At 67.7% G+C, this 22,919-nt stretch carries 20 protein-coding genes and 5 pseudogenes; 11 read left to right on the plus strand and 14 right to left on the minus strand.

Features of this window, described 5'->3' with window-relative positions:
- Window positions 1–81 precede the first annotated feature (81 nt).
- The 12 genes and pseudogenes from BCD49_RS34665 to BCD49_RS34715 all read right to left on the minus strand — a co-directional run bounded on the left by BCD49_RS34665 (window position 82) and on the right by BCD49_RS34715 (window position 11,094).
- Window positions 82–513 (minus strand): Zn-ribbon domain-containing OB-fold protein, encoded by a 432-nt coding sequence (locus BCD49_RS34665; protein ID WP_007515046.1) that lies wholly within the window; start codon window positions 511–513, stop codon window positions 82–84.
- Between the two features lie 2 nt (window positions 514–515).
- A complete protein-coding gene (locus tag BCD49_RS34670) occupies window positions 516–1,736 on the minus strand; it encodes a thiolase C-terminal domain-containing protein (RefSeq protein WP_158072986.1) in 1,221 nt (406 codons plus the stop codon).
- A 111-nt stretch (window positions 1,737–1,847) separates the two neighbouring features.
- A pseudogene (locus BCD49_RS45530) lies at window positions 1,848–1,991 on the minus strand (aldo/keto reductase); the annotation flags it as partial.
- A 76-nt stretch (window positions 1,992–2,067) separates the two neighbouring features.
- Complete coding sequence (locus BCD49_RS34675) at window positions 2,068–3,255, minus strand: amidohydrolase family protein (RefSeq protein ID WP_007515049.1); 1,188 nt, start codon at window positions 3,253–3,255, stop codon at window positions 2,068–2,070.
- Between the two features lie 477 nt (window positions 3,256–3,732).
- Complete coding sequence (locus tag BCD49_RS34680) at window positions 3,733–4,125, minus strand: 2Fe-2S iron-sulfur cluster-binding protein (protein WP_007515053.1); 393 nt, start codon at window positions 4,123–4,125, stop codon at window positions 3,733–3,735.
- Entirely contained in the window at window positions 4,122–5,816 is a 1,695-nt protein-coding gene (locus tag BCD49_RS34685; RefSeq protein ID WP_007515054.1) for an FAD-binding protein, read from the minus strand. Before BCD49_RS34685 ends, BCD49_RS34680 begins: the two co-directional genes overlap by 4 nt.
- Window positions 5,817–5,884: 68 nt before the next feature.
- The gene (locus tag BCD49_RS34690; RefSeq protein WP_007515055.1) at window positions 5,885–7,228 is read right to left on the minus strand and encodes an aromatic ring-hydroxylating oxygenase subunit alpha; all 1,344 of its coding nucleotides are present in this window, start codon (window positions 7,226–7,228) and stop codon (window positions 5,885–5,887) included.
- Window positions 7,229–7,283: 55 nt separating this feature from the next.
- Window positions 7,284–7,526 carry a lipoyl domain-containing protein gene (locus BCD49_RS34695; RefSeq protein WP_007515056.1) on the minus strand — a complete coding sequence of 81 codons (243 nt, stop codon included), beginning with the start codon at window positions 7,524–7,526 and terminating at the stop codon, window positions 7,284–7,286.
- Complete coding sequence (locus BCD49_RS34700) at window positions 7,519–8,514, minus strand: alpha-ketoacid dehydrogenase subunit beta (RefSeq protein WP_007515057.1); 996 nt, start codon at window positions 8,512–8,514, stop codon at window positions 7,519–7,521. The genes BCD49_RS34695 and BCD49_RS34700 overlap by 8 nt, the downstream gene beginning before the upstream one ends.
- A gap of 121 nt (window positions 8,515–8,635) precedes the next feature.
- A complete protein-coding gene (locus BCD49_RS34705; protein WP_083401879.1) occupies window positions 8,636–9,574 on the minus strand; it encodes a thiamine pyrophosphate-dependent dehydrogenase E1 component subunit alpha in 939 nt (312 codons plus the stop codon).
- 88 nt (window positions 9,575–9,662) lie between these two features.
- A complete protein-coding gene (locus tag BCD49_RS34710) occupies window positions 9,663–10,430 on the minus strand; it encodes a fumarylacetoacetate hydrolase family protein (protein WP_007515059.1) in 768 nt (255 codons plus the stop codon).
- A gap of 142 nt (window positions 10,431–10,572) precedes the next feature.
- Window positions 10,573–11,094 (minus strand): nuclear transport factor 2 family protein, encoded by a 522-nt coding sequence (locus BCD49_RS34715; protein ID WP_007515060.1) that lies wholly within the window; start codon window positions 11,092–11,094, stop codon window positions 10,573–10,575.
- Between the two features lie 551 nt (window positions 11,095–11,645).
- On the opposite strand from BCD49_RS34715, the gene BCD49_RS34720 reads away from it, so the two are divergent.
- From BCD49_RS34720 to BCD49_RS34750, 7 genes are all read left to right on the plus strand, one after another.
- On the plus strand, window positions 11,646–12,476 hold the full coding sequence (locus tag BCD49_RS34720; RefSeq protein ID WP_007515061.1) for an AraC family transcriptional regulator: 831 nt from the start codon (window positions 11,646–11,648) through the stop codon (window positions 12,474–12,476).
- Between the two features lie 302 nt (window positions 12,477–12,778).
- Window positions 12,779–14,065: an amidohydrolase family protein gene (locus tag BCD49_RS34725; protein ID WP_071042358.1), complete on the plus strand. Its 1,287-nt coding sequence runs from the start codon at window positions 12,779–12,781 to the stop codon at window positions 14,063–14,065.
- On the plus strand, window positions 14,062–15,282 hold the full coding sequence (locus tag BCD49_RS34730) for a CaiB/BaiF CoA transferase family protein (protein WP_007515063.1): 1,221 nt from the start codon (window positions 14,062–14,064) through the stop codon (window positions 15,280–15,282). Before BCD49_RS34725 ends, BCD49_RS34730 begins: the two co-directional genes overlap by 4 nt.
- 135 nt (window positions 15,283–15,417) lie before the next feature.
- A complete protein-coding gene (locus BCD49_RS34735; RefSeq protein ID WP_007515064.1) occupies window positions 15,418–15,627 on the plus strand; it encodes a ferredoxin in 210 nt (69 codons plus the stop codon).
- Between the two features lie 2 nt (window positions 15,628–15,629).
- On the plus strand, window positions 15,630–16,412 hold the full coding sequence (locus BCD49_RS34740) for an SDR family NAD(P)-dependent oxidoreductase (RefSeq protein ID WP_007515065.1): 783 nt from the start codon (window positions 15,630–15,632) through the stop codon (window positions 16,410–16,412).
- Window positions 16,409–17,665 (plus strand): cytochrome P450, encoded by a 1,257-nt coding sequence (locus BCD49_RS34745; protein WP_007515066.1) that lies wholly within the window; start codon window positions 16,409–16,411, stop codon window positions 17,663–17,665. Before BCD49_RS34740 ends, BCD49_RS34745 begins: the two co-directional genes overlap by 4 nt.
- Before the next feature lie 126 nt (window positions 17,666–17,791).
- Window positions 17,792–19,249, plus strand: a complete 1,458-nt coding sequence (locus BCD49_RS34750) for an aldehyde dehydrogenase family protein (protein ID WP_051467136.1) — start codon at window positions 17,792–17,794, stop codon at window positions 19,247–19,249.
- 414 nt (window positions 19,250–19,663) lie between these two features.
- On the opposite strand, the pseudogene BCD49_RS41460 reads toward BCD49_RS34750, so the two are convergent.
- Window positions 19,664–19,933 (minus strand): annotated as a pseudogene (locus BCD49_RS41460) (transposase); the annotation flags it as partial.
- 6 nt (window positions 19,934–19,939) lie between these two features.
- Here BCD49_RS41460 and BCD49_RS34755 point away from each other — a divergent pair.
- Window positions 19,940–20,155 (plus strand): annotated as a pseudogene (locus BCD49_RS34755) (MmyB family transcriptional regulator); the annotation flags it as partial.
- A 593-nt stretch (window positions 20,156–20,748) separates the two neighbouring features.
- On the opposite strand, the gene BCD49_RS34760 reads toward BCD49_RS34755, so the two are convergent.
- Window positions 20,749–21,282: a cysteine hydrolase family protein gene (locus BCD49_RS34760; protein ID WP_007515071.1), complete on the minus strand. Its 534-nt coding sequence runs from the start codon at window positions 21,280–21,282 to the stop codon at window positions 20,749–20,751.
- A 185-nt stretch (window positions 21,283–21,467) separates the two neighbouring features.
- Here BCD49_RS34760 and BCD49_RS34765 point away from each other — a divergent pair, with 185 nt between their 5' ends.
- From BCD49_RS34765 to BCD49_RS34770, 3 genes and pseudogenes are all read left to right on the plus strand, one after another.
- Window positions 21,468–22,070, plus strand: a complete 603-nt coding sequence (locus BCD49_RS34765) for a TetR/AcrR family transcriptional regulator (RefSeq protein ID WP_007515072.1) — start codon at window positions 21,468–21,470, stop codon at window positions 22,068–22,070.
- 520 nt (window positions 22,071–22,590) lie between these two features.
- Window positions 22,591–22,710 (plus strand): annotated as a pseudogene (locus BCD49_RS42765) (IS6 family transposase); the annotation flags it as partial.
- Between the two features lie 55 nt (window positions 22,711–22,765).
- A pseudogene (locus BCD49_RS34770) lies at window positions 22,766–22,919 on the plus strand (IS6 family transposase); the annotation flags it as partial.

The raw sequence follows: 22,919 nt of genomic DNA on the forward strand, positions 1-22,919 counted from the left end.
GCTCGGCGGCCCACACCGGCAGTCAGCTCCGGTGCGAGCGCCAACCCGCCCGTCTGGGCCTGTCGACGGTCTCCTGTCGGCTCATTTTTCGGATCGGTACTGGCGGGCGTGCTTGCGGAAGACCGGGAGGCGGAAGGCGCCGGCGTCGTCTTCGCACTCGATGAACTCGACTTCGACGGCCATGGCCGGCGTCATCTCGTCTCTGGTGAAGCCGAGCGGGTTGCTGACGAAGAGTGGGCCTTCGTCGAGCTCGACGAGGATCGTGTCCCAGGGCAGCGGGATCTCCCGGTGGTACCGGTGCTCGAAGGTGGCCCAGCTCACGAGCTCGCCGGTACCGGCGGCAGGTCGCCATTCCAGCTCGTCACCGCCGCAGTTCTCGCACCGCGTGACCGGAGGCCAGGCGAAGGTGCCGCAGCCAGCGCACCGTTGCAGCCGCAACTCGCCCCCGTTGCAGAACTGCCAGAACTCGTCGTGGACACCCCCGAGGAACCGGTTCGGTCTGCGCTCGGGCATGGTCACCCTCCTCGCGTGAACAGGAGCGGGTGCGCGGACTCGGTCGTCGACATCGAGAACAACGACGTCGTCACGTCGTCGACCTGACGGTTACCCGCCTCGTGGCGCAACTGGCGGACCGCCTCGACGACGTGGTTCCACCCGTGCATGTACGCCTCGGACAGCAAGCCGCCGCTCGTGTTCGTCGGCAGGGCGCCGCCGAGGTCCATCTGACCGTCCTTGCAGAACTCCAGGCCGGTACCGGGCTCGGTGAAGCCGTAGCCCTCGAGCTGCTCCACGAGGTGGATGCTGGATGCGTCGTAGCCCTGGAAGTGACCCACGTCGGAACGGGCGAGGCCGGCCATCTCGAACGCCTGCCGCCCAGCCTCGTCGAAATGGGCACGAAGGCGCTCGCGTACCAGTTGGTGCATCTTCGCCTGGCCGGCCTTGGCGTGGCCCCAGCCGGCTACCTCGACGGGGACCTGTGGGAGGTCAGCGGTCATGTCCGTCCTGCGCATGATTAGGCAGACGGCCCCGTTGTTCACCAGGCACATGTCGAAARGGTGCAACGGCCGCACGATGTAGCGAGACGTGAGATAGTCGTCGATCGTGAGCGGCGCCCGCATGATCGCGTTCGCATTCCGCCCCGCGTGGCGCCGCAATGCCATGGCGACGCTACCGAGGTCGGCCTCGGTAGCGCCGAATGTGTTCATGTAGTGCTGGAAGACGAACGCCCAGTGGGCAGCCTGGGAGCTCCAGCCCCAGGGCGCGAAGTAGTAGTACGAGACCGGCGTCCCACCCTCGTCGCCGTAGGTCGCTCCGCCGTACATCCGTTGGGACGCCCTCGGCGCGGCGGCGTAGACGAGGGCGATCGTGTCGCATCTCCCCTCGGCGAGCGCCACCACGGCCGGCGGGATGATTTGGTCCATGATGTTGCCCTCGGCGACGGCGTACCGGGGCCGGATCCCCAACGCCTCCGCCACCTCTCGCGGTGCTGGGCCCCCATACATGAGGCAGGCATTCATGCCGTCGATATCGTCACGGCCCAACCCGGAATCCGCCAGCGCTCGCTCGAAGGCCACCGTGGCAAGCGACAAACCATCGGGGGCGACGCATGCCGCTTCCTTCTGCCGGCTCGCCCGGTAGTCCTTGGCGTAGTCCGACTCGCCGACGCCGACGATGGCGGCCAGCCGGGAAAGCTCACGAGCAGGCTCCGTAAATCCCTCCGTAGTCACCACTCTCACTGTTTCTCCCTCGCGTCGTCCAAGACGAGTGGCAGGATGGCATGGTCCGCCGAGCCGGACCGGGCTCGACCACCTGGGGCGCTGAGCTGCCCACGGGCGCTCGGGTCATCGTTTCAGGTCGGTGTCCCAGCCGTGGYGGTGCACCTGGTAGATGTCGATGTGGTCGGTGTCCAGCCGGCGAAGGCTGTCCTCGACCGGGCGCATGATCCAACGTCGGAAGCCACCTCGCTGGTTGCGGYCGGGGCCCATCGAGTTGATTTCAGCGCAGCGAGCGGGCCGGCTGAGAAAGAGGAAGTGAGAGGTGTCAATCCACAACGGATCGACACGTCGGTCACGTTCCCGCCGTCGCCCGCCACGCCGCGGACGGCTCCTCGATCCGATACAGCCGTGTGGCGTTCTCCCAGAGGATCTTCCGCCGCACCCCGGCCTCGACATGCCCGAGTCCGGAGGAGATGGTCTCCTGGATGTTCTCGAACAGGCAGGTGGTGTGCGGGAAGTCGGTCTCGAACAGGATGCTGTCGACTGGCAACAGATCGAGGAAGTGCTTGGGCGCCACCGACTCGAACCAGTAGGTGACGTAGACGCTCTGGCGGAACAGCTCCGAAGGCAGGACGTCGCCCGGTTGGCGCTCCCGGCCTGGCCGGAACGCCCCGAGCCAGCTGTAATCGGTCGCCTCGAGCATAAACGGCAGCCAGCCGATGCCGCTCTCCACCGACACGAACTTCAGCTCCGGGTAGCGGGACAGCACACCCGAGGTGATCAGGTCCGAACACTGGACGCCGTTCTTCATGAACAGGCTCACCGCGCAGTACGCCTGCGCCCCTTCCACCCCGTGCTGGGCGTAGCGCTCCGGGGTCGACAGCTCCAACGTGTCCCCCGCGCTGCCGATGTGGAAATGGATCGGCAGGTCGGCCGCCCGGGCGACCTCCCACAGCGGGTTCCAGTGCGGCGACCCGAGCACAGGTAGCCCGTAGCGCTGCGGCTCACCCGTGAACAGGATTCCTCGTGCCCCGAGCGGGACACACCGCTCGATCTCCCGCACGGTCGCCTCGATGTCCCAGAACGGCGTGGCCACCACCGGCAGCAACCGGCGCAGATCGACCGAGGACCACTCCAGGAGGAAGTCGTTGTACGCCGTCACGCACAGCAACTTCAGCACGTCGTCCTTCAGCTTCAGGAAGTTCTCACTGCCGAAGCCACCGACGTTCGGGTAGAGCACCTGCGCCCAGATACCCGCGCCGTCCATGTACCGCAGCCGAGCGTCGGCCTGGTACGCCCCGGGATGGCAGTCCTCGTAGGTCTGYGGGTACTCGGGCGGGAACGTCGGCCAGCCAGCCGGAGCCGTCACCCCCACCGGCGCCAACCGCTCGCCGTTGAGCACCCACGTGTCCGCCGTGCCCTGCCGCACAACGTGCGGCACGTCCTGCCGGTACTTCGCCGGAACCCGAGCAGTCCACACGTCCGGCGGCTCCGTGATATGGCTGTCCGAATCAATAATCAGCTCTGGTGCTGCCGTCATCCTTGACCTCCCAGGTTCAACAACGGTGCCCTTCTCAGCTCATCATCGACGGCCGAACCGTGGCCGTCTTTTCGTATTCGGTCAAGTCCTTGCCCATAGCGGCCAAAGTCCGGGACGGGGGCGTCAGTGGTGTCCAACGGGTACGTGGGACGCCGAGTCCCGGGCTCCGGCAGCACACCGGCGCGCCTGCGACAGGCTTTCCGTCCGCGATTTTCGATCGCGCCCGTGATCTGTGGGGATAATGGACGCGAATGGGTCTCGTGACCGGCCCAAACAAGGACCTGCTACGCAAGGAACAGGCGTCGGGTTTATTGTCGATGCCCAGGCGGCCGAGCACGCGGGTCTCACCCCGATGTGGATGCCACAGATCCCCGGTTACTTCGACGCGCCCACCGTGGCCGCGTTCATGGGGCAAGCGACGACCTGCATGGAGCTGGGGACATCGGTCCCGCCGGTCCAGACGCTGCTGTCCATGGCTCAGTTCCTTGGCTCGTCGACGACGCGAACGGACTGGCTGGCCGGCAGAGCCTGGCCGGGGCGTACGCCGTTCTTGCGCACTGCGACGTCGCCCGTTGCGCGCGCCCGGCAGGCGAGCCGAAGCCGGGTGAGATCACGACGGTGCGCGCCGGGAAGCCTGTGTTCGAGGGCGTCCTGTTCCTCCTCGTCGGCGGGCGTCAGGTGCTCGGCGCCACGAAGTACCTCGACGTGGCACACCGTGCACGTCGCCTGGCCGTAACACACGGTGGGCCAGTGGTACCCGAGACGCCACGCGGCCTCGATGATCGTCTCTCCGGGCTCGAGCTCGAGTTCGGCGCCGATGGGGTCGATGTGCACTACCGGCCCCCGGCGGCCGCCCTGCTGTTCGGTCATGTCACCACTCGGTCCCCGGAGGCGACGAGCGCGGCGTGTTTCATGCCGATGTAGGAGAACACGAAACTGTTGCCGATGCTGGCGCCCGCGCCGAGGTAGGTGCGGCCCATGACCGACGCGGTGCAGTTCCCGGCGGCGTAGAGGCCGGGGATCGGGTCGTGGTTTGTGTCGAGTACCCGGGCGTGCTCGTCGCACAGGAGGCCGCCGCTGGTGCCGACGTCGCCCGGATAGAGCTCGACCGCGTAGAACGGCGGTTTCTCGACAGGTCCCAGCGACGCGTTGGGCTTGTGGGCGTAGTCGCCCTGGTACCGCTCGTGGGCGCCTTCGCCGCGGTGGAAGTCGGGGTCGGTGCCCTGCTTCGCGAACGTGTTGAACCGTGCCACCGTGGCTGCCAGCCCGGCGGGGTCGATGCCGCACGCCTGGGCGAGTTCCTCCAGTGTGCCGGCTTTCTTCATGTAGCCGCTGGTGAACCATTCCTCGGGGGTGTCGGGGCGGAAGGCGAACAGGTAGCGGCCACGGTGGCGGGAGTCCATGACGAGCCAGCTGGGGATGGCGTCGCCGTCGACGTTGCGTGCGTACATCTGCCGGCCGGCCTCCATGTACGAGACCGCCTCGTTGAAGTACCGGCGGCCGGTTCGGTCGACAATGATCGAACCTGGCTTGCACCGCTCGCCGTTGTGCATGCTCGGACGGCCGTTCGGTTGGACTGAGGCTGGGATCCACAACGCCTCGTCCATGAAGTCGACGGCGGCGCCGGCCCCCATGGCGGCTTCGATCGCCTCGCCGGTGTCCCCCGGATTGGCGATCGTCCATGCGCCGTCGTTCGGCTGTCTCGAGTACCGCTTGCGCATCTCGGCGTTGCGGCCGAAGCCGCCCGAGCTCAGCAGCACGGCGTGGCGGACGCGGATACGGATGGTCTGTCCGTCCCGGTCGGCGACGACGCCGACCACCCGGCCGTCCTCCACGATCAGGTCGACCAACCCGGTGTTCGTCCAGACCGATGCCCCGGCGGCGAGCGCGACCTTCAGGGTCTGGGCCACCAGTGCCCCGCCGTTGGCCAGCCGGGTCTGGCGCCGCAGCCGGCCGACGGCCGTCCGCACCCCGACGCGCACGGCCGAACGCATGGCTTTCGGTCGCCGCTTGACCATTTGCAGCGCGGACGCCTCGCGGGTCATGACGACGATCCCGAGCGCGATCGTCATCCCCGGCATCAGCTTGTCGAACCACGGTCCGAGCTGATTACCATCGGTCACCGCGGGTTCGATCGAGCGCCCGCGGGCCTTGCCGCCATGGACGTCCGTCACGTCGGCGTAGTAGTCGCTGTAGCCCTCGCACCGTTCGAACCGCATGCCCAGGTCCTGGAGGAAGTGGACCATGGTGTTGCCTTCGGTGACGTAGGCGACCCGGCGTTCCTTCGACGACGCCGGGCCGACGTCCCCGACCACGGAGTCGAAGTACGCCAGCGCGTCCTCGAGGGAGTCGGGAACCCCTTCGGCCTGCATGAGCGGGTTGTTCGGCAGCCACAGGACGCCCCCCGACATCGCCGTCGAGCCGCCGAGCATTGGCTGCTTCTCGATGAGAAGCGTCTCCAGCCCGCTGGCCGCCGCGGTCGCGGCGCCGCACAGGCCGCCGCCCGATCCCACGACGACGATGTCAGTGACGTGGTTGTAGCTGGCGTCCGAATTCGACACGGTGCCCCCTCCATGGAGTGGATGGCTTCGGTGGGGTCGCTCAGGTGGGGTGCCTTCGGTGGGGTGCCTCAGCCGGCGAGGTACCGGTCGAGTTCGGTGTGCATGTTGCTGATGAGCTGTTCCCACTCCGTGGCGAGGCGGTGTTCGCGGTAGCTACGCGAATGGAGGCCGCGTTGCTGGCCCGCGATGTTGCCGAAGTCCTGGCGCGGGATCTGGCCCCAGTTCTCGTCGTCGTCGGAGGCGAAGCGACCCTTCAGCTTCGCGCGGCCAGGCTCGTCGCCCTCGGGGTACATGGTCAGCGACCACACTTCGAAGCGGCACCACTCGGGGTCGTCGTTGTAGGGGCGGACCCGATAGGAAAGCGCGTTGCCGAACTGGGGAATCATGATGAAATTCGGGAACATGAACACCTCGCCGCCCCACAGCCGCATGCCTTCCGGCGTGGGGCGCAGCGGGATGCCGGCGCCTTCGGCGTAGTCGAACAACGCCTTGATTGCCGCGGTCGGGAAGTCCTCGCCGGGTGGGACCCGGTTCTTCATTCCCCGGAAGACATGCAGGTCCCGTTCGAGGGTCATCGCGTCCTGGCCTTCCCACAGGATCCGTGACCGTTCCAGGAACGCCTCGCTGCCCCGCCCCTGGGAGACGCCGCCCGCGGCCGGGTCGAACCGGCCCCGGAAACGGCCGTGGCCGTTCTCGAACGCGGTGTACTCGACATTCCCGACCGGGTAGTCGTCACCCAGCCCGAAGGTGAGCTGCGGGTGGGTTCCCATCACGTGGTAACCCTCGTGGAACGCTTCCTGGGCAATCTTCCAGTTCGCGTTGAGGACGGTTTCCTTCCACCACCACACCCGCATGTTCTCGACGCAGACGTCGTCCAGCAGCCCCGCTGCCGGCGCCAGCGCCTCCCGTAACGGGCGGGCGTCCGGGTCCATGTTGACCCAGACGCAGGCGCCCCAGGTGTCGACCTTGCACTCCTGCAGCCGGATGTCGTCGGGGCGCAGGCTCTCCGGCGTGAACCCCTCGGCGCCGTACACGAACGAGTTGCTGCCGTCGAGGTTCCAGCGCCACCCGTGGAACGGGCAGACGATCTGCCCGCCACCGAGCCGTCCGGAGCCCTTGCACAGCTGGGTGGCCCGATGACGGCAGGTGTTGTGGAACGCCTTGATCGACCGGTCAGGCTGGCGCACCACCAGAATCGACTGGTCGCAGATCTCGTACTCGACGAAGTCCCCGGGTTGGGGGATCTCTTCGAGGCGGCACGCCATCTGCCAGACGCGCGGCCACAGGTACTCCTTTTCGAGCTCGTAGAACCCTCGGTCGTAGTAACGCTCGCGAGGTACATGTAAAAGGTCGCGCATCGCGAACGGGACATGACCGGCGGCGACGGGCCGGCGGTAGTCAGCGAGAGCCATCGACGTCTACCTCCTTCCGTGCGGGAATTTTCGGGCGGGGCTTCCCGGGCCGGCCTCAGCCCGCCGGGCGGATCTCCCCGATTTCGGCACCGATCTCGTAGACCGTCTCGAGGGTGCCGGTCCAGTGCACCGTGCCGGACGCGCCGGCTTCGACCTCGGTCTCGGCCTTGTCGGTGGCGATGATGAACAGCGGTTCGCCTTCCTGGACGTGCGCTCCCTCGGCCACGAGCAGGTCGATGAGTTCCGCCTCCGAGATCGCGACCGACACCCGTGGAATACGAATGGTGAACTCAGCCATGTGCACCCGTCTTAGCCGATTCCAACCCGAGCGTCCGCCGAACGGCCGCGACAATGCGCTTGGCACTCGGATACACCTGTGACTCCAGCGCCGGCGGCGCCGGATTCGGCACGAACCGGGCACCCACCCGCTCCACCGGTGCCGAAAGCCGGCCGAACAGCTCCCGCTGCAGGATCGCGGCGATCTCCGCCCCCGGCCCGGCGAACTGCACCGCGTCGTGCACGACGACCGCCCGCGTCGTGCGGCCCACGGACTCGACCATCGCCGCCACGTCGAGCGGGACGAGGGTGCGCAGGTCGAGCACCTCGGCGCTGACGCCGTCGGCCTCGAGCTGGATCGCCGCGCCGAGCGCCTCCACCACCCCGCGGCCGTAGCTGATCAACGTGACGTCGCTGCCCGGTCGCTTCACGTCCGCCTGGCCGAGCGGGACCGAGAAGCCAGGGTCGACCGGCACCATCCCGCGCTGGGCCCCCAGCCGGATCGTCTCCACGAAGATGCACGGGTCGTCGTCGAAGATCGCCGACGTGAGCAGTCCTTTGCCGTCCCGCGGCGTCGAGGGCACGACCACCTTGAGGCCCGGGACGTGCATGAACCACGCTTCCAGCGACTGTGAGTGCGTCGCCCCGGTCCCTATCCCGCCGTAGACCTGCGTCCGGACGGTAATGGGTGCGCTCGTCCGCCCCCCTGTCATGAACCGCAGCTTCGCCGCGTTGTTGACGATCTGGTCGGCGGCGATGCCGATAAAGTCCATAATCATGATCTCGGCGACCGGACGGAACCCCTCCATCGCGGCGCCAATCGCCGCGCCCACGATCGCCGACTCGGAGATCGGCGTGTCGAGCACCCGCTCAGTGCCGTACTTGGTCGACAGCCCCTTGGTCGGCCCGCTGGCGCCGGGGTCGGCGATGTCCTCCCCCAGCAGGAAGACGCGTTCGTCGCGCGCCAGCGCCTGGTCCAACGCGAGGTTCAACGCCTCGCGCATCGTCATTCGTCGCTCGTCCACGTCCACCTCTATGCGGGTCCGTTGAGCCAATCAAGTGTGCGATCATGGTGAACCCGGCGCGGTCTGCGAGGCGCTCTCCCAGCGACGCCAGGCGGGATATGCAGGCCTAGGCGGGGCAGTTGCGTGGGTCGGCGTACACATCGCGATCCAGCTCGTCGACCAGTGCGCCCGGCGCCGTCAGGACGACAGTCAGTGCTTCCTCGACCGCCGTGGCCGCCGCCGCGTCGATCTCGTCGAGGTCGGGCTCACTACAGATCCCGGCCAGACACAGCCGCGACCGGAACCGCGGGATCGGGTCGGCCTCCAACGCGGCGGCCAACTGCTCAGTCGGGATGTACGCCATCGGGTCGCCGAAGTAGTGGCCGCGGAACCGGAACGTCACGCACTCCAGCAGCGTCGGGCCGTCCCCGCTCCTCGCTCGGTCCACCGCCTCGGTCAACGCGGCGACGACGGCGAGCGGATCGTTGCCGTCGACGCGGACACCTGGCATGCCGTACCCGCTCGCCCGATGCGCGACCTGGGAGATCTTCATCGTGTGCTCGGTCGGCGTCATCTCGGCGTACAGGTTGTTCTGGCAGAGCAGCACCAGCGGCAGATCCCACAGCGCCGCCATGTTCGCCGCCTCGTGAAACGAGCCGGTGTTCGTGGCCCCGTCGCCGAAACTCGCGACGGTCACCCGGTCGAGGCCCTTGCGCTGGGCGGCCATGGCCAACCCCACCGCGACCGGCGGCCCCGCTCCCACGATCCCGGTCGACAGCATCACGCCGCATTCCGGGCTGGCAATGTGCATCGTGCCGCCCTTGCCCCGGCTCGACCCCGTCTGTCGACCGAGCATCTCGCCGTAGATCTCCACCAGCGGCACGCCTTTGCCGATCAAATCATGCAACCCCCGGTAGTTCGTGACCAACTGGTCGTCCCGCCGAAGGCATACCCCCATTGCAGCGGCGATCGCCTCCTGGCCACGAGGCGGCCAGTACACGCACTGCAGCTCACCCGACGCGATCCCCTTACTCAACCGGTCGTCAGCCGCCTTCATCAGCGTCATCAGCTCGTACAGCCGGCGCTGCAGCTCGGGTGACACGCCCACCGTTCGATCCGCCGTCACGTTCCGTCCTCCTCGGACCCGGTCCCGCTCATCCCTCGGCGACCAGGTGGTTGTTCAACACGCCGACCTCTTCCACCTCGCACACGATCTGGTCGCCGACCGCGGCCACCGGAGGCGGCAGTGGCGTGCCCAGGGTCACCACGTCACCGGGAAAGAGGCTGACCCGGTGGCTGACATGGCTCAACATCTCGCTCGGAGCGAACCTGTAGTGGCGGGTGTTGCCTGACTGGACCTTCACGCCGTTGACGGTCCCGGTGATAGCGAGGCCCTGAAGGACCCGTTCCTCGGTGAGGTCCCGCCGGATCCACGGACCCCACGAGGCGAAGCCATCGATCGACTTGGCCGTCGCCCAGAGGCCGGGCACCACGTACTCGGCGGCGGTCACGTCGTTGAAAACGCTCCAGCCGAAGATGGCCCCGGCCGCCTCGGCCGGTGACGCGCCGCTCAGCGGGCGACCGACGACGACGGCCAGCTCCGCCTCCACATTCACTGGCCCGCGCAGCGCCGAGGGCACCCGGATCTCAGCTCCGTCACCGCTGACGAAGTTGCACGCCTTCGGCACCCACATCGGCTCGGCCCCCGATGGGCGTGACGTGCCCGGTTCCAGGAAACCGCCCATAACAGCAATCAGCCGGACACCGGCCAGCGGCGCACCGAGCACGACATCCACCAACGGTAACGACTGCCCACTTCGGCGGTACTCACCGAACACATCGCCCACCAGGAGGTGGAACCGGTCATCCACCACCTCCCCGAAACACGACGTGTCACCGATCAGCGCGCGGCCAAGCAACATGGCTGGTACCCCTTCTACGACTGGAGGACTCGGTAAGGAAATCCCTGCCTGGTGTGGCGAGTGCCGGCCGATCGGCTGCTGGCGTTCGTCCGACTCGGCTGAATCGGATCGCGGCGGGCGAGCAGCCGCCGCCCGGCTCGCGTCAGTACTCGAGTTCCGCATACGAGGGGTCATTCCGGTCCCGGGAGCCGAGACCGAGAAGCGGCGGCGGCGGACCTCCCGCCGGGGCGATATATGTGAGCTCCACGATCACTAGCCGATTCGCGATCTTCCACTCGCCGTCACGGCGTTCGAAACGATCGACGTAGCGCCCGAGCGCGAGTAGGAGGCGTTCCTCGCCGTCCGTCTCCATGCTCTGCCACGCCATGAAGTACGTCTCGCAACCCGCGGTCTCGTCGCCGTGCAGGGTGATGAGCTGGTTCGTGACGTGATGCGCCGAGACCTTCCACGAGCGGGCGAGGTCGGCGATGCCTCGGCCGACAGTCGCGCCCGTGTAGCGCTGGCGGCCGTGGTCGTCGACCGCGTCGGGGTGGTAGGCGGAACTGATGAGGTCCGGATCAGCGCGGTCCACGCCGCGGCAGTACCGCATGATCGCCTCACGGATGGCCTGCTTGTCGAGCAGCTGCTGGATCGCTGCGCGCTCGGTGCCCGCGATGTCCGTCAACGCACGCTGCTCTCCGGAGACGGACGCGAATGATCGACCAGGATGGTGCAGGTACCGCATGCCAGACGGGTGCCTCGCTCGCCCGCGGTCCGCAGCCGAGGAGTAACGCGCGCGCTTTCCCGCGCGGGCGTCGTCTCGGTCAGTCGCCCAGCCGCTGTCACGACCTGGCCCCTCGGGTTCGGCGACCGGAACGGCCCGACATCGTCACCTTCCTCAGCGTCATTGATCAGTGATCTCCGATGGATTGGCAGCGGATCACGGTCTGCCTGCACGTAGGCACCACGTCACCGCGCTGCCGCGTCCACATCGTCCGGTGCGGATGAACAGCACAGGCCGAGCGAGTCCTCACGCTCACGTGACCCACCGAGGTGGCTGACGGAGTCGATCTCGTCGTGGACCTGCGGGCGCTCTGCCCGCGAACCGGGTTCGGCGGTRCCCTGTCGGCTCATCATCGACGGGTCGAACCGTGGCCGTCTTTGCAGGTTCGGTCAAGTGTTTGCCCATTCCGGCCACACCGGTGTCCGTTCCCACCGCTGCACTAGGGTCCGTCCATGGCTGTCCCTGCAAATGGAACCCGAATCTTGCCTATTTCGGCCAACTTCCGGCGCGAGGGTGCCGACCCCGCGGTGGTCCGAGCTGGCACCTACGCCCTGGAGGTCGGGGACGAGGTGATCACCGGCTGGCACTCGCACGACCTGCATCAGCTGGAGTACGCGTTCGAGGGCGTCGCCGAGGTCGAGACAATGACGGCGCGCTACCTTCTCCCGCCCCAGCAGGCCGTGTGGATCCCCGCCGGGATCGTCCACTGCAGCACGTGGACGCACGTCAAGGCCGTCTCGGTCTTCTTCGACCCGGTGATGGGCATACCGGCGGGCGACCGGGTCCGCATCCTCGCCGCCGCACCGGTGATCCGGGAGATGATCCACTACGCGAAGCGGTGGCCGATCGCCCGGACGTCGAACGACCCGATGGCTGACGCCATCTTCGAAGCCCTCGCCTACCTCGTCGTCGAATGGCTCGACCACGAGACCCCGCTGTGCCTGCCGACCACCGGCGACCCGCTCGTGGCCGCGGCCATGAAGTACACCACCGAGCACCTGACCGACGTGTCCTTACCCCAGCTGTGCGCCGCTGTGGGAGTCTCGGAGCGGTCGTTGCGCCGAGCGTTCCTCGCCGCGACCGGCATGTCCTGGCGTCGGTACCTCCTGGAAAGCCGGCTGCTGAAGGCCATGGCTCTGCTCGCTCAGGACGGCCAGAACCAGAACGTCATCACCGTCGCGCTCGCTGTCGGCTTCCAGAGCGTGAGCGCCTTCACCCGCGCGTTCGGCCAGTACACCGGGGAGACGCCCACCGGCTACCGCCAGCGCGTCCGCGCCGGCTGAACTCGTTCAGGCAGCGAACCGGCTCCAGACAGCACACCGACGTCGACGTGGGCGCGCGCAACGCTCGACGCCACCCGCTTACGGCCTACCCACTACGGCCTGGCCGAAATGGGCAAGCACTTGACCGGACGCGCAAAGACGGCCAAGGCCCGGCCGTCGATGATGAGCCGACAGGAGACCGTCGGCGGACCCAGACGGGCAAGGATGGCGCCCGCACCGGAGCTGACTGCCGATGCGGACCATCGAGCCGTCTGGCATGTGGACGTCGAGGGTCATCGTGGCGGCGGCGTAGCGGAGGCAGCGTGAACAAGGACGACTTAATCCTGATCAGCGTGGACGACCATGTGATCGAGCCACCTGACATGTTCGACGGCTTCATCCCGGCCAAGTACGCCGACCGGGCGCCTCGGCTCGTCTCGGACGAGGTGAGCGACAAGTGGGTGTTCGGTGAAGGCGAGGCTCGCAGTTCTGGGCTGAACGCGGTGGCCGGCCGCCCACCCGAGGAGTACGGCCTGGAGCCGACGCGGCTCGAGGAGCTGCGACGGGGCTGCTACGACGTCCACGAGCGCGTCAAGGACATGAGCGCCAACGGCGTGCTCGCCTCGCTGAACTTCCCGTCGATGGCCCGGTTCTGCGGCCAGTTCTTCGCGAGCCGCGTCGACCAGGATCCCGACCTGGCCCTCGCCGTCCTGAAGGCCTACAACGACTGGCACATCGACGGCTGGTGCGCCTCCTACCCCGAGCGGTTCATCCCCTGTTCGATCCCGCCCATCTGGGATCCGCAGCTGATGGCGAAGGAGATCCACCGGAACGCGRCCAAGGGCGCCCACGCGGTCAGCTTCTCGATGAACCCCTACGCTCTCGGGCTGCCGTCGCTGCACAGCGACCACTGGGACCCGTTCTGGGCGGCGTGCCAGGAGACCGAGACCGTCGTGTGCGTCCACATCGGGTCGGGCGCGATCGGCGTGGTCACCGCGCCCGACGCCCCGATGAACGTCGAGATCACCTGCGCGGCCATCAAGACCTTCCCGACGGCGACCGACCTCGTGTGGTCACCGATCTTCCAGAAGTTCAAGAACCTGAAGGTGGCCCTGTCTGAGGGCGGCATCGGCTGGATCCCGTACTTCCTCGAACGGGCGGACTACACCTACAAGCAACACAAGGCCTGGACCCGCCCCGACCTCGGTGGCCGGCTGCCCAGCGAGATTTTCCGCGACCACGTCGTCACCTGCTTCATCGTCGACGACTTCGGCCTGGCCAACCTCAACTGGATCAACGAGGACATGGTGACCTGGGAGTGCGACTACCCGCACTCCGACAGCACCTGGCCGCGGTCCCCCGAGGTCGTGGCCGAGGCAGTGGCCGGGCTGACCGACATACAGGTCGACAAAATCACCCACCTGAATGCAATGCGGGTTTTCTCGTTCGATCCGTTCGCCATCCGCCCGCGCGAGCAGTGCACGACCGGAGCGTTGCGGCAGGAAGTCGCGGGCCACGACATCTCGATCGTCTCCCGAGGCACTCGGGACTGGCACACAGCCACAGTGGGACAGTTCGCCCACTCGCACCAGCCGACCAGCACGACGTGAGCGCGGCCCCGCTCGCCGGGGTGCGGGTGCTCGAGGTCGCCTCGCACGTGTTCGTCCCGATGTCGGGGGCCGTGCTCGCCGAATGGGGCGCCGAGGTCATCAAGATCGAACACCCCGAGACCGGTGACCCATACCGGGGCCTGGTCACCGCCGGCATGCACAAGCTGTGGAACGGCGTGGACGTGCACTTCCAGGCCACGAACCGAGGCAAGCGCTCCGTCGGGGTGGACATCAAGCACCCGGAGGGCCGGCGGCTGCTGTCCCAGCTCGTCGCCGCAAGCGACGTGTTCGTGACCAACCTGCGGGCCGACACCCTCGCCCGACTGAAGCTCGACGTCGCCCACGTACGGGCCGACAACCCCGCGGTGATCTACGTACGGGGCACCGCGTTCGGCGCCCGAGGGCCCGACGCCGGCCGGGGCGGCTACGACGCGGGCGCCTACTGGGCCCGCAGCGGCATGCAGCAGATCTTCACCGCGCCCGACGCCCCCTGGCCGGCGATGCCCCGGCCGGCGTTCGGTGACGTGGTCGGCGGGCTGGTCATCGCCGGCGCCGTCAGCACCGCACTGTACCGCCGTTCGGCGACCGGCGAGCCATCGGTGATCGACGCCTCGCTCCTCGCGTCCGGCATGTGGCAGGTCCAGATGGACGTCATGAACTCCGTCATCAACGGCCCGACGGCGCCCGCGCGCGCCCGTGGCCGGTACGAGACCTCGAATCCGTTGATGCTTCCGTACCGCACCGCCGACGGCCGCGTGATCATCTTGCAGATGCTCGCGCCCGACCGCTACTGGCCCCACCTGTGCCACGCCCTCGGCCAGCCCGACATGGCGAGCGACCCCCGCTTCCTCGACATYGACGCCCGCCGCCGCAACGCCCAGGCGTGCGTCGAATGGCTCGACGGCGTCTTCGCCCAGCGCACCTACGACGAGTGGCGGCACGTGCTGTCCGAGTTCGACGGAGAGTGGGCGCTGAGCCAGTCGCCCCACGAGCTCGACGGCGACCCTCAGGTCCAGGCCAACGGCTACCTCGCCCACGTCGACGTCGGCAACGGCCACTCCCTCCCGCTGGTCACCGCGCCGGTGCAGTTCGACCAGCAGCCAAACCAACCGACCCGCGCCCCCGAACACGGCGAACACACCGAGACCGTGCTCCTCGAACTCGGCCTCACCTGGGACGAAATCGGCGAGCTCAAAGCCAGCAAGGCCATCCTGTAACAGCGCAAAGTCACATCAAAGAATTGACCGAATGCGCAAAGATTGCGCGGAGCCAGACTGGGATGATTCTCCCAGTCGGGCGCGGTTAGGGTCTCGGGGGATAGAGTCCATCCGGCCCTGCCATGGAGGTTCGAGGTGGACGACACCTGGACGATAACGGTCGATCGGGAGCGATGCATGGGTAGCGGTATCTGTCTCGTTTATGCGGCCGGCACGTTCGACCATGACGAGGACGCCAAGGCCGTCGTGACGGATTCGGCCGCCGATCCGATCAACGCGATTCGCGTTGCGGCGGAGGCGTGCCCAACCAGCGCGATCCAGCTCGCGTTAAACGATGGAGTGTGACGGTGTTACTCGAGAGGAAAAGCGCRGTGATCACCGGCGCCGGGTCGGGCGTCGGTCGCGCCTCGGCCCTGCGGTTCGCCGAGGAGGGCGCACTGGTCGTCTGCGCCGACCTTCGACTCCAGTGGGCGAAGGAGACCGTGCGCCAGGTAGAGGCTGCTGGCGGCGTCGCCATCGCCCAGGAGTGCGACGTGGCGTCCGAGCAGGACGTCGCCGACGCCGTCGCCACCGCCACCGAGCAGTTCGGCCAGCTCGACGTCATGTTCAACAACGCCGGTATTCCGGCGCCGCAGCGCGGCAGGGCGATCGAGGACCACACGGTCGAGGACTTCGAGCGCCTGACCTCCGTCAATCTGCGCGGGGTGTTCCTCGGCTGCAAGCACGCGGTGGCGCAGTTCAAGAAGCAGGGCGACGGCGGTGTCATTCTCAACACGGGTTCGGTCGCCGGTCTGATCGGCCTGGGCGACGTGGTCTACGGAGCGACAAAGGGTGGCGTCCACCAGCTGACCCGCGGCGTCGCCGCCGAATGCGCACCCTTCGGTATCCGGGTCAACGCGATCTGCCCCTCCGGCATGCCGTACACCACCAACTTCACCGCGGCAGGCGGGACACGGATCCCACCCGACGCCCTCGAGCAGTACGCCGAGCACGTCGGGTCGATCCATCCGCTGGGACGCCCGATCACGGCGGAGGACTGCGCCGAGGCGGCGGTGTACCTGGTCTCAGATCGAGCCTCGAACATCACGGGCGTGCTGCTGCCCGTCGACGGAGGATACGTGGCAAAATGACCAGACCGGACAGCATCGGACTACTCGACCGCGCGCGTCTACGCGAGGTCTTCGACCTCCGTAACGAGGCGAATGTCGGGGCGGTCACGGACTACACCGACGATCCGTACCCGAGGTGGCACGAGCTTCGGAAACAGGCAGCGGTGCATCCCGGCACCTTGCACGAGTTGACCGGTTGCCACGGCCCGGTGATGTTCCAGGGACTGCCGTTCGAGGACCGGCCGCACTTCACCGCGTTCACGTTCGCGGCCTGCGACGAGGCGTTGCGGAACCAGGAGGTCTTCGCTTCCTCGCCGGTAGCGGTCGACCTCGAGGACGGGCAGCTCGCTCCGCTGAACAGCATCTTCTCCATGGCCGGCGCCCAGCACCGCCGTTACCGGAGGCTGGTGCAGTCCTCGTTCGTGCCACCGCGGATGCGCTGGTGGACCGAACGGTGGATCGAGACGACGGTGCACGCGCTGATCGACTGGTTCGTCGACGACGGCTACGCGGACCTGAACGTCGACTTCTCCGCGGCCGTCCCGGTACTGACGATCACGGGCAGCTTCGGGGTCGCGGTTGAGCAGGCCGTCGCGATCCGAGAGGAACTGGGCAAACCAGCCGAGCTCGTCCCGTTGCTGGCGCCGATCGTCGCGGCCCGCCGAGCGGCTCGCGAGGACGACCTCATCAGCGTCCTCGTCGACGCCGAGGTGCAGGACGACAATGGGAACGCTCATCGGCTGTCAGACGCGGAGATCTATTCGTTCGCGGTGTTGCTGCTCATGGCGGGATCGGGCACGACGTGGCGACAGATGGGTATCGTCCTGACCACGTTGTTGCAGCGCCCAGAACTTCTCGACGCGGTGCGCACCGACCGGCAGCTCCTACGCAACGCGATCGACGAATCGTTGCGGTGGACACCCACTAATCCCATGTTCTCCCGGTTCCTGACCAGAGACATCGAGTTCCACGGCACACACCTTCCCAAAGGCGCGGTGCTGCACCTCGCACTCGGTGCCGGCGGCCGGGATCCCAGCCGCTGGGAACGGCCTGACACCTTCGAGGTGACCCGCCCTCCCAAGCCCGCGCTCGGATTCGGCGGGGGACCCCACGTGTGTCTGGGGATGCACGTCGCTCGAGCCGAGATGTACACGGGCATCGGCGCCCTGCTCGACAGGCTGCCGAACCTTCGACTCGATACCGACGCCGAACCACCCCGCATCATCGGCATGTACCACCGCGGCCCGACAGCGATCCCCGTGCTATTCGGTTGAGAGGAGCGACCCGTGACGGAGACCGACGGCGAGGTCGGCTACCTCTGGAACGCCGTCCCGACCTTGCTGCCCGCTGGACGGAAGGAGCGAGGCGCAGTGGCTGACACGCCTCAGTTCGAGTCGAGAATGCTCGTCGACGGGAAGCTCGTCGAGGCCGCCACGGGCAGAACCTTCGACAACGTCAACCCGGCGACCGAGGAGGTACTCGGCCAGGTCGCCAATGCGTCCGCCGTCGACATGCACCGCGCCGTCGACGCTGCCCGCCGGGCGTTCGACGAGACCGGCTGGTCCACGAACCATGCCTTCCGCAAGCACTGCCTCTCCCAGCTGCAGGAGGCGCTGGAGGCGGAACGCGAACAGTTCCGCGAGGAGCTGATCGCGGAGGTCGGCTGCCCTCGGGCGACCACCATCGGCGAGCAGCTCGACGCGCCGCTCGCCGGCGCGCTGCGCCACCCGGCCAAGCTCATCGACGAGTACCCATGGGAGACTGACGTCGGCGACAAGGTCGACCCGCGAAGCGGAAGGCTGACGTCGCGCAGGATCTGGCGCGAGCCGATCGGCGTCGTCGGCGTCATCGTGCCGTGGAACTACCCGCTCCAGATCACACTGCACGGACTCGGCCAGGCCCTCGCCACCGGCAACACCGTCGTACTCAAGCCGGCGCCGGACACTCCGTTCCACGCCACCCGCCTCGGGCGCCTCATCACCGAGCACACCGACTTCCCTCCTGGGGTTGTCAACATCGTCACGTCGTCGGACCACCTCGTCGGCGAGGAGCTGACCCTCTCCCCCAAAGTCGACATGATCGCCTTCACCGGGTCGACGGCCGTCGGCAAACGAATCATGGAGAAGGGCGCGGCCACCCTCAAGCGACTGTTCCTCGAGCTGGGTGGCAAGTCGGCCACGATCGTGCTCGACGACGCCGACCTGCAGACGGCCACGAGAATGGGCATCGCGGCGTGCATCCACGCCGGCCAGGGCTGCGCCATCCCGACCCGGATGCTGCTCCCCCGCTCCCGCTACGACGAAGGCGTCGATCTGCTCGAGGCCATGTACGCCGACGTCAAGGTCGGCGACCCTCAGCAACCGGACACCGTCACCGGCCCGGTCATCTCGGCGAAGCAACGCGAACGCGTACTCGGCTACATCCGCAAGGGCCTCGACGAAGGAGCCAGCCTCGTCGTCGGCGGCACCGGCCGGCCCGAAGGACTCGACAAGGGGTACTTTGTCAGACCGACACTATTCGTCGACGTCGATAACTCGATGACAATCGCCCAGGAAGAAATCTTCGGACCCGTCCTGGCGGTGATCCCGTTCGACGACGACGAAGACGCCATCAGGATCGCCAACGACAGCTCCTACGGCCTGTCCGGCACAGTGATGTCAGGATCGCTGGAACGGGCGCTGGCGGTGACCCGCCGCCTCCGGACAGGCACCGTCCACGTCAACGGCGGCTCGGCGTCCGGCCCGGACATGCCCTTCGGCGGCTACAAGGCCAGCGGCATAGGACGGCACAAAGGACAAGTCGGCTTCGACCAGTACCTCGAAACGAAATCCACAGCCTGGCCGGCAGAAAGCCGATGAGCAAGATTGCGCGGAACCCGACTGAGAGGATTCTCCCAGTCGGGTGCGGTGAGGGTCTCGGGGGATGGAGTCGATCCGGCCTGTCATGGGTCTCGATCCGGAACCGGACTACGACTCGAACCTCCAAAGCCGCTCACCTCACAAGTTCAACGTCAGTAAAAGCCTTTTTCAGATCTCGTGGGGTGCACCGGTTGTAGTCCTTTTCCGATCTTCGCGGGCACAAGAGCGCGTGAACCAATCAGGCAGTCACCACGACCAGGGTGGTTCGTCGTAGCCGCACCGGTGCGGAATCACACTGTCGTCTGCACAGCGACCCTTGCCCCTGGTGCCGCATTCCTTACCCGTGAGCTTCGCGAGAACAGCGAACGTCTTCGAGGGGGRCCGTCCCATAGACGGTGTTTCCGGCAACTTTGCTCAGTAGGTCTCGGCAGACGGCCAACGGTCACCGAACGTGATCGAGAAGGCGTCGGTCGCGGGCTTCCAACGGACGATCCACCGGGCGCGGCCGGTCGAGGCTGCGGGTCATAAGATACAGGCATTTCAAGGCGCGGCCTGGTCGCTGGGGAAATACCCTCGGGCCCGCACCGCCCGCCGGTAGCGGGCGTTGAGCGACTCGATCGCGTTCGCGGAACACAGCACCCGAAGTATTTCCACGTCGTAGTCGAAGAAAGGAGTGAACTCCTCTCATAATTCCGGGAGGTGTGGAACGACCACGAGATCGGCATTCGCCCCAACGAGGTGAAACACTTCATCCACCCCGAACTCGGTGCATTGGTGCTAACCCGCCAGACGCTACTCGATCCGAACCAGTCGCATTCACTGCTCGTCTACACCGCCATTCCCGGCAGTGAGAACCACGAAAAATTGCAGTTGCTGTCCGTCATCGGAACCCAGGCTCGTCACTAACCTCGATCTTTCACGCTGGGAGCCACCCTCGCAACCTTGTTGATGTTGAGTTGTCGGCCTTGACTGGTTCGCGTCGTGACCGGATGCCCCGTTGGGCTCTAACGCGTGCGCGTTCGGCGAGGCGCGCCAAGACCGGGAGGGCGCCGTGATGATCAGACCGCTGCGGTCAGTTCGGTCGAGGACCCGCGGGTAGACCGGTGCCTTGTCCGTGGTGACCTCGACCGGCCGGCGGCCGTGAGGCCATCACCCAGGCGGCACTCGGGCTACACGCCGCCCACTTCCCCTCCCCGTTCGCCACCGTCCTCGCCCGCGCCGAAACCCTCGACGTCACGCTGTCGCTGCTCGACCGGCCCCAAGGTCTCACCACGCTGCGGTGCATGCGTCGCCACGCCGCACCTGCTGCCCCTCGACCTCGCCGCCGCCGCGCACCAGGCCACCGTCCACTACCGTCTCCGCGACGCGACCCGGCGCAGGCGTAACGCCACGCCCCAGACAACCTGCTCAACCCAGACCAGCGGACAGCTGCACAGCCTGCTGGCCGACGGCCCGTCACCGCGCGGCGCAGGACGATAGGCGGGCCGTGCGGAACCCGGCTATCCCGCGACGGGCTGCAGCTCGGTGACCTGGCTGGTGTTCAGCACATCGGCGATGCGCCAGAGCCCGAGCCAGCTCTGTGGGTGGACCGACTCGTCGAGCAACGCGGCATGGGCTCGCGGGTCGGGGTCGGCGCACGCCTCGGCGCAGACGGTGACCTGGTAGCCGACGTCGACCCCCCACCTGGTCGTGGACAGCACCGTCCCGGAGGTCGCCACCCCCGCCAGGATGATCTTCTCAATGTTCGCGGCCCGGAGGAGCTCGTGCAGGTTCGTGGTGGCGAAGGCTCCGATGCTGCTCTTGGTCAGAACCGGCTCGTCACCGACCGGCACGAGGAGGGGATGGATCCGATCCTGCATCCCGGCCGGGACGACGTGTATCACGGGCAGCCCCGCGGAGCGGGCCGCGTCCAGCGCGCCCGCGGCGTGCTCGGCGATGGCGGCGTTGTGGCTGAAGTTCTCGACGATGTACGCGGCGAAGTCCAGCGCCAGGAACGCGGCCGGCACGGACGTCGGCTGACTGGCCACAGTCATCAGGTTCTCCTTCGCGAATTGGTACGGGCCGGCGGTGCACGAGACCAAGACGCCGCCGTCACCACCGGCGTTCTCACGCCGAGCGCCACAGCGGACACGAGTAAAATCGGAGACAGCGCCCCGGTTCGACCACTGTACCGGAGACAGCGCCCCGGTTGGAGAACCTCGGACCGAGGGAGACCCGGATGGAGACCGAGCACCGGCCACTGCGCGCCGACGCGCGCCGCAATCGCGACCGGCTTCTGCAGGTGGCCCGGGAGGCCTTCGCGGCCGACGGACTGTCCGTCTCGCTGGACGAGATCGCGCGCCGGGCCGGTGTGGGGCCCGGCACCCTCTACCGCCACTTCCCCACCAAGGAGACGCTCTTCGAGTCCGTCATCCACGAGCGCCTCGACCCCCTGCTGGCCGAGGCGCGGGCCCTGCGCCACGCCGACGACGCAGGAGCAGCCCTCTTCAAGTTCATCGAGCGCCTCGCCGTCGACGCCTCGACGAAGACAGACCTCATCGACGCGATCGCCTCCACCAGGGCCGACATGCAGGCATCCGTAGCCGCGATGACCGCCGCCCTGCGCGATGAGATCGGCCACCTCCTCGTCCGGGCGCAGGACGGCGGGGAGGTACGCGGCGACATCGACACCGCCGACCTGATGGCGGTGCTGACCGGTACCCTCCTCTCGCTGCGTCACCTCGCGCACCACGACGCGGACCCCACGCGAGTGCTCGCGATCCTGCGCGACGGGCTCCGGTCACCGGACTTCTCGCCCCAAGGGGAGGCTCCCCGTTCCTGAGTGCGCCGCGCGGTCATCGCGGCTCCGAGTCCGACGAAGACGACAGGGAGGCTCCCGGGTGGGGGCCGGCCCGCAGAGCAGACGTCCTCGTCCGGACATGGCGCTGTTCCGGCCGACGATCGGGCGGACGCCACAGCGTCCGGGGCAAGCGGTCGCCCGGAAGCCCTGAGCCGTCGCGGCCTCGGCGTCGTCCAGTTGGTCTGGCCGCGCGCCCGCGGCCGAGCGCGCCGCCAGGCGTGTTCAGGCCGGGGTGAAGATGACGGGGAGTTCGGCCAGGCCGCGGACCCAGAAGGTGGGACGCCAAAGGAGGCTGACAGAAGGGATGGCGAGGGCGATGTCGGGGATGCGGTCCAGGAGCACCGTGACCGCGGTCTCAGCAATGATCTCGGCGAGGCTCTGTTGCGTTGGCGGTGCACAGCGGTCGGGCCATCCGCTCAGGCATGATCGAGTAGTGCGTCGTCGGCGTGTACGACCTGTCGTCCCGGCCCTCGGAGTTTGCTGGGTTCCGCTTCCGCCAGAGGTGATCGTTCTGGGCGTCCGCTGGTACCTACGGTTCGCCCTGTCGTACCGCGACGTCGAGGAACTGCTGGCCGAACGCGGCCTCGACGTCGATCACGTCACGATCTTCCGGTGGGTGCAGCGCACTGTTGCGTCGGTGGACGCTGTGGTCCGTCCCGGCGGCCAGGCATGATCGGATGATGGCGCACCGCCGTCCTCATCCGCCGGTCCCGGTCTCGGCCTCGGAGTTCGCCGGCTTCCGGTTCCCACCGGAGGTGATCGTTCTGGGAGTTCGCTGGTATCTGCGGTTCGCGTTGTCGTACCGGGACATCGAGGAGTTGCTCGCCGAAC

The organism is Pseudofrankia sp. EUN1h (assembly GCF_001854645.1).
Taxonomy (GTDB): domain Bacteria; phylum Actinomycetota; class Actinomycetes; order Frankiales; family Frankiaceae; genus Pseudofrankia; species Pseudofrankia saprophytica.

Excerpts from the sequence above, each read along its gene's own strand:
- BCD49_RS34665 (WP_007515046.1), bottom strand. The coding sequence starts at position 513 with ATGCCCGAGCGCAGACCGAACCGGTTCCTCGGGGGTGTCCACGACGAG.
- BCD49_RS34680 (WP_007515053.1), bottom strand. The coding sequence starts at position 4,125 with ATGACCGAACAGCAGGGCGGCCGCCGGGGGCCGGTAGTGCACATCGAC.
- BCD49_RS34690 (WP_007515055.1), bottom strand. The coding sequence starts at position 7,228 with ATGGCTCTCGCTGACTACCGCCGGCCCGTCGCCGCCGGTCATGTCCCG.
- BCD49_RS34695 (WP_007515056.1), bottom strand. The coding sequence starts at position 7,526 with ATGGCTGAGTTCACCATTCGTATTCCACGGGTGTCGGTCGCGATCTCG.
- BCD49_RS34700 (WP_007515057.1), bottom strand. The coding sequence starts at position 8,514 with ATGACGATGCGCGAGGCGTTGAACCTCGCGTTGGACCAGGCGCTGGCG.
- BCD49_RS34705 (WP_083401879.1), bottom strand. The coding sequence starts at position 9,574 with ATGACGCTGATGAAGGCGGCTGACGACCGGTTGAGTAAGGGGATCGCG.
- BCD49_RS34710 (WP_007515059.1), bottom strand. The coding sequence starts at position 10,430 with ATGTTGCTTGGCCGCGCGCTGATCGGTGACACGTCGTGTTTCGGGGAG.
- BCD49_RS34720 (WP_007515061.1), top strand. The coding sequence starts at position 11,646 with ATGGCTGTCCCTGCAAATGGAACCCGAATCTTGCCTATTTCGGCCAAC.
- BCD49_RS34745 (WP_007515066.1), top strand. The coding sequence starts at position 16,409 with ATGACCAGACCGGACAGCATCGGACTACTCGACCGCGCGCGTCTACGC.
- BCD49_RS34750 (WP_051467136.1), top strand. The coding sequence starts at position 17,792 with ATGCTCGTCGACGGGAAGCTCGTCGAGGCCGCCACGGGCAGAACCTTC.
- BCD49_RS34760 (WP_007515071.1), bottom strand. The coding sequence starts at position 21,282 with ATGACTGTGGCCAGTCAGCCGACGTCCGTGCCGGCCGCGTTCCTGGCG.
- BCD49_RS34765 (WP_007515072.1), top strand. The coding sequence starts at position 21,468 with ATGGAGACCGAGCACCGGCCACTGCGCGCCGACGCGCGCCGCAATCGC.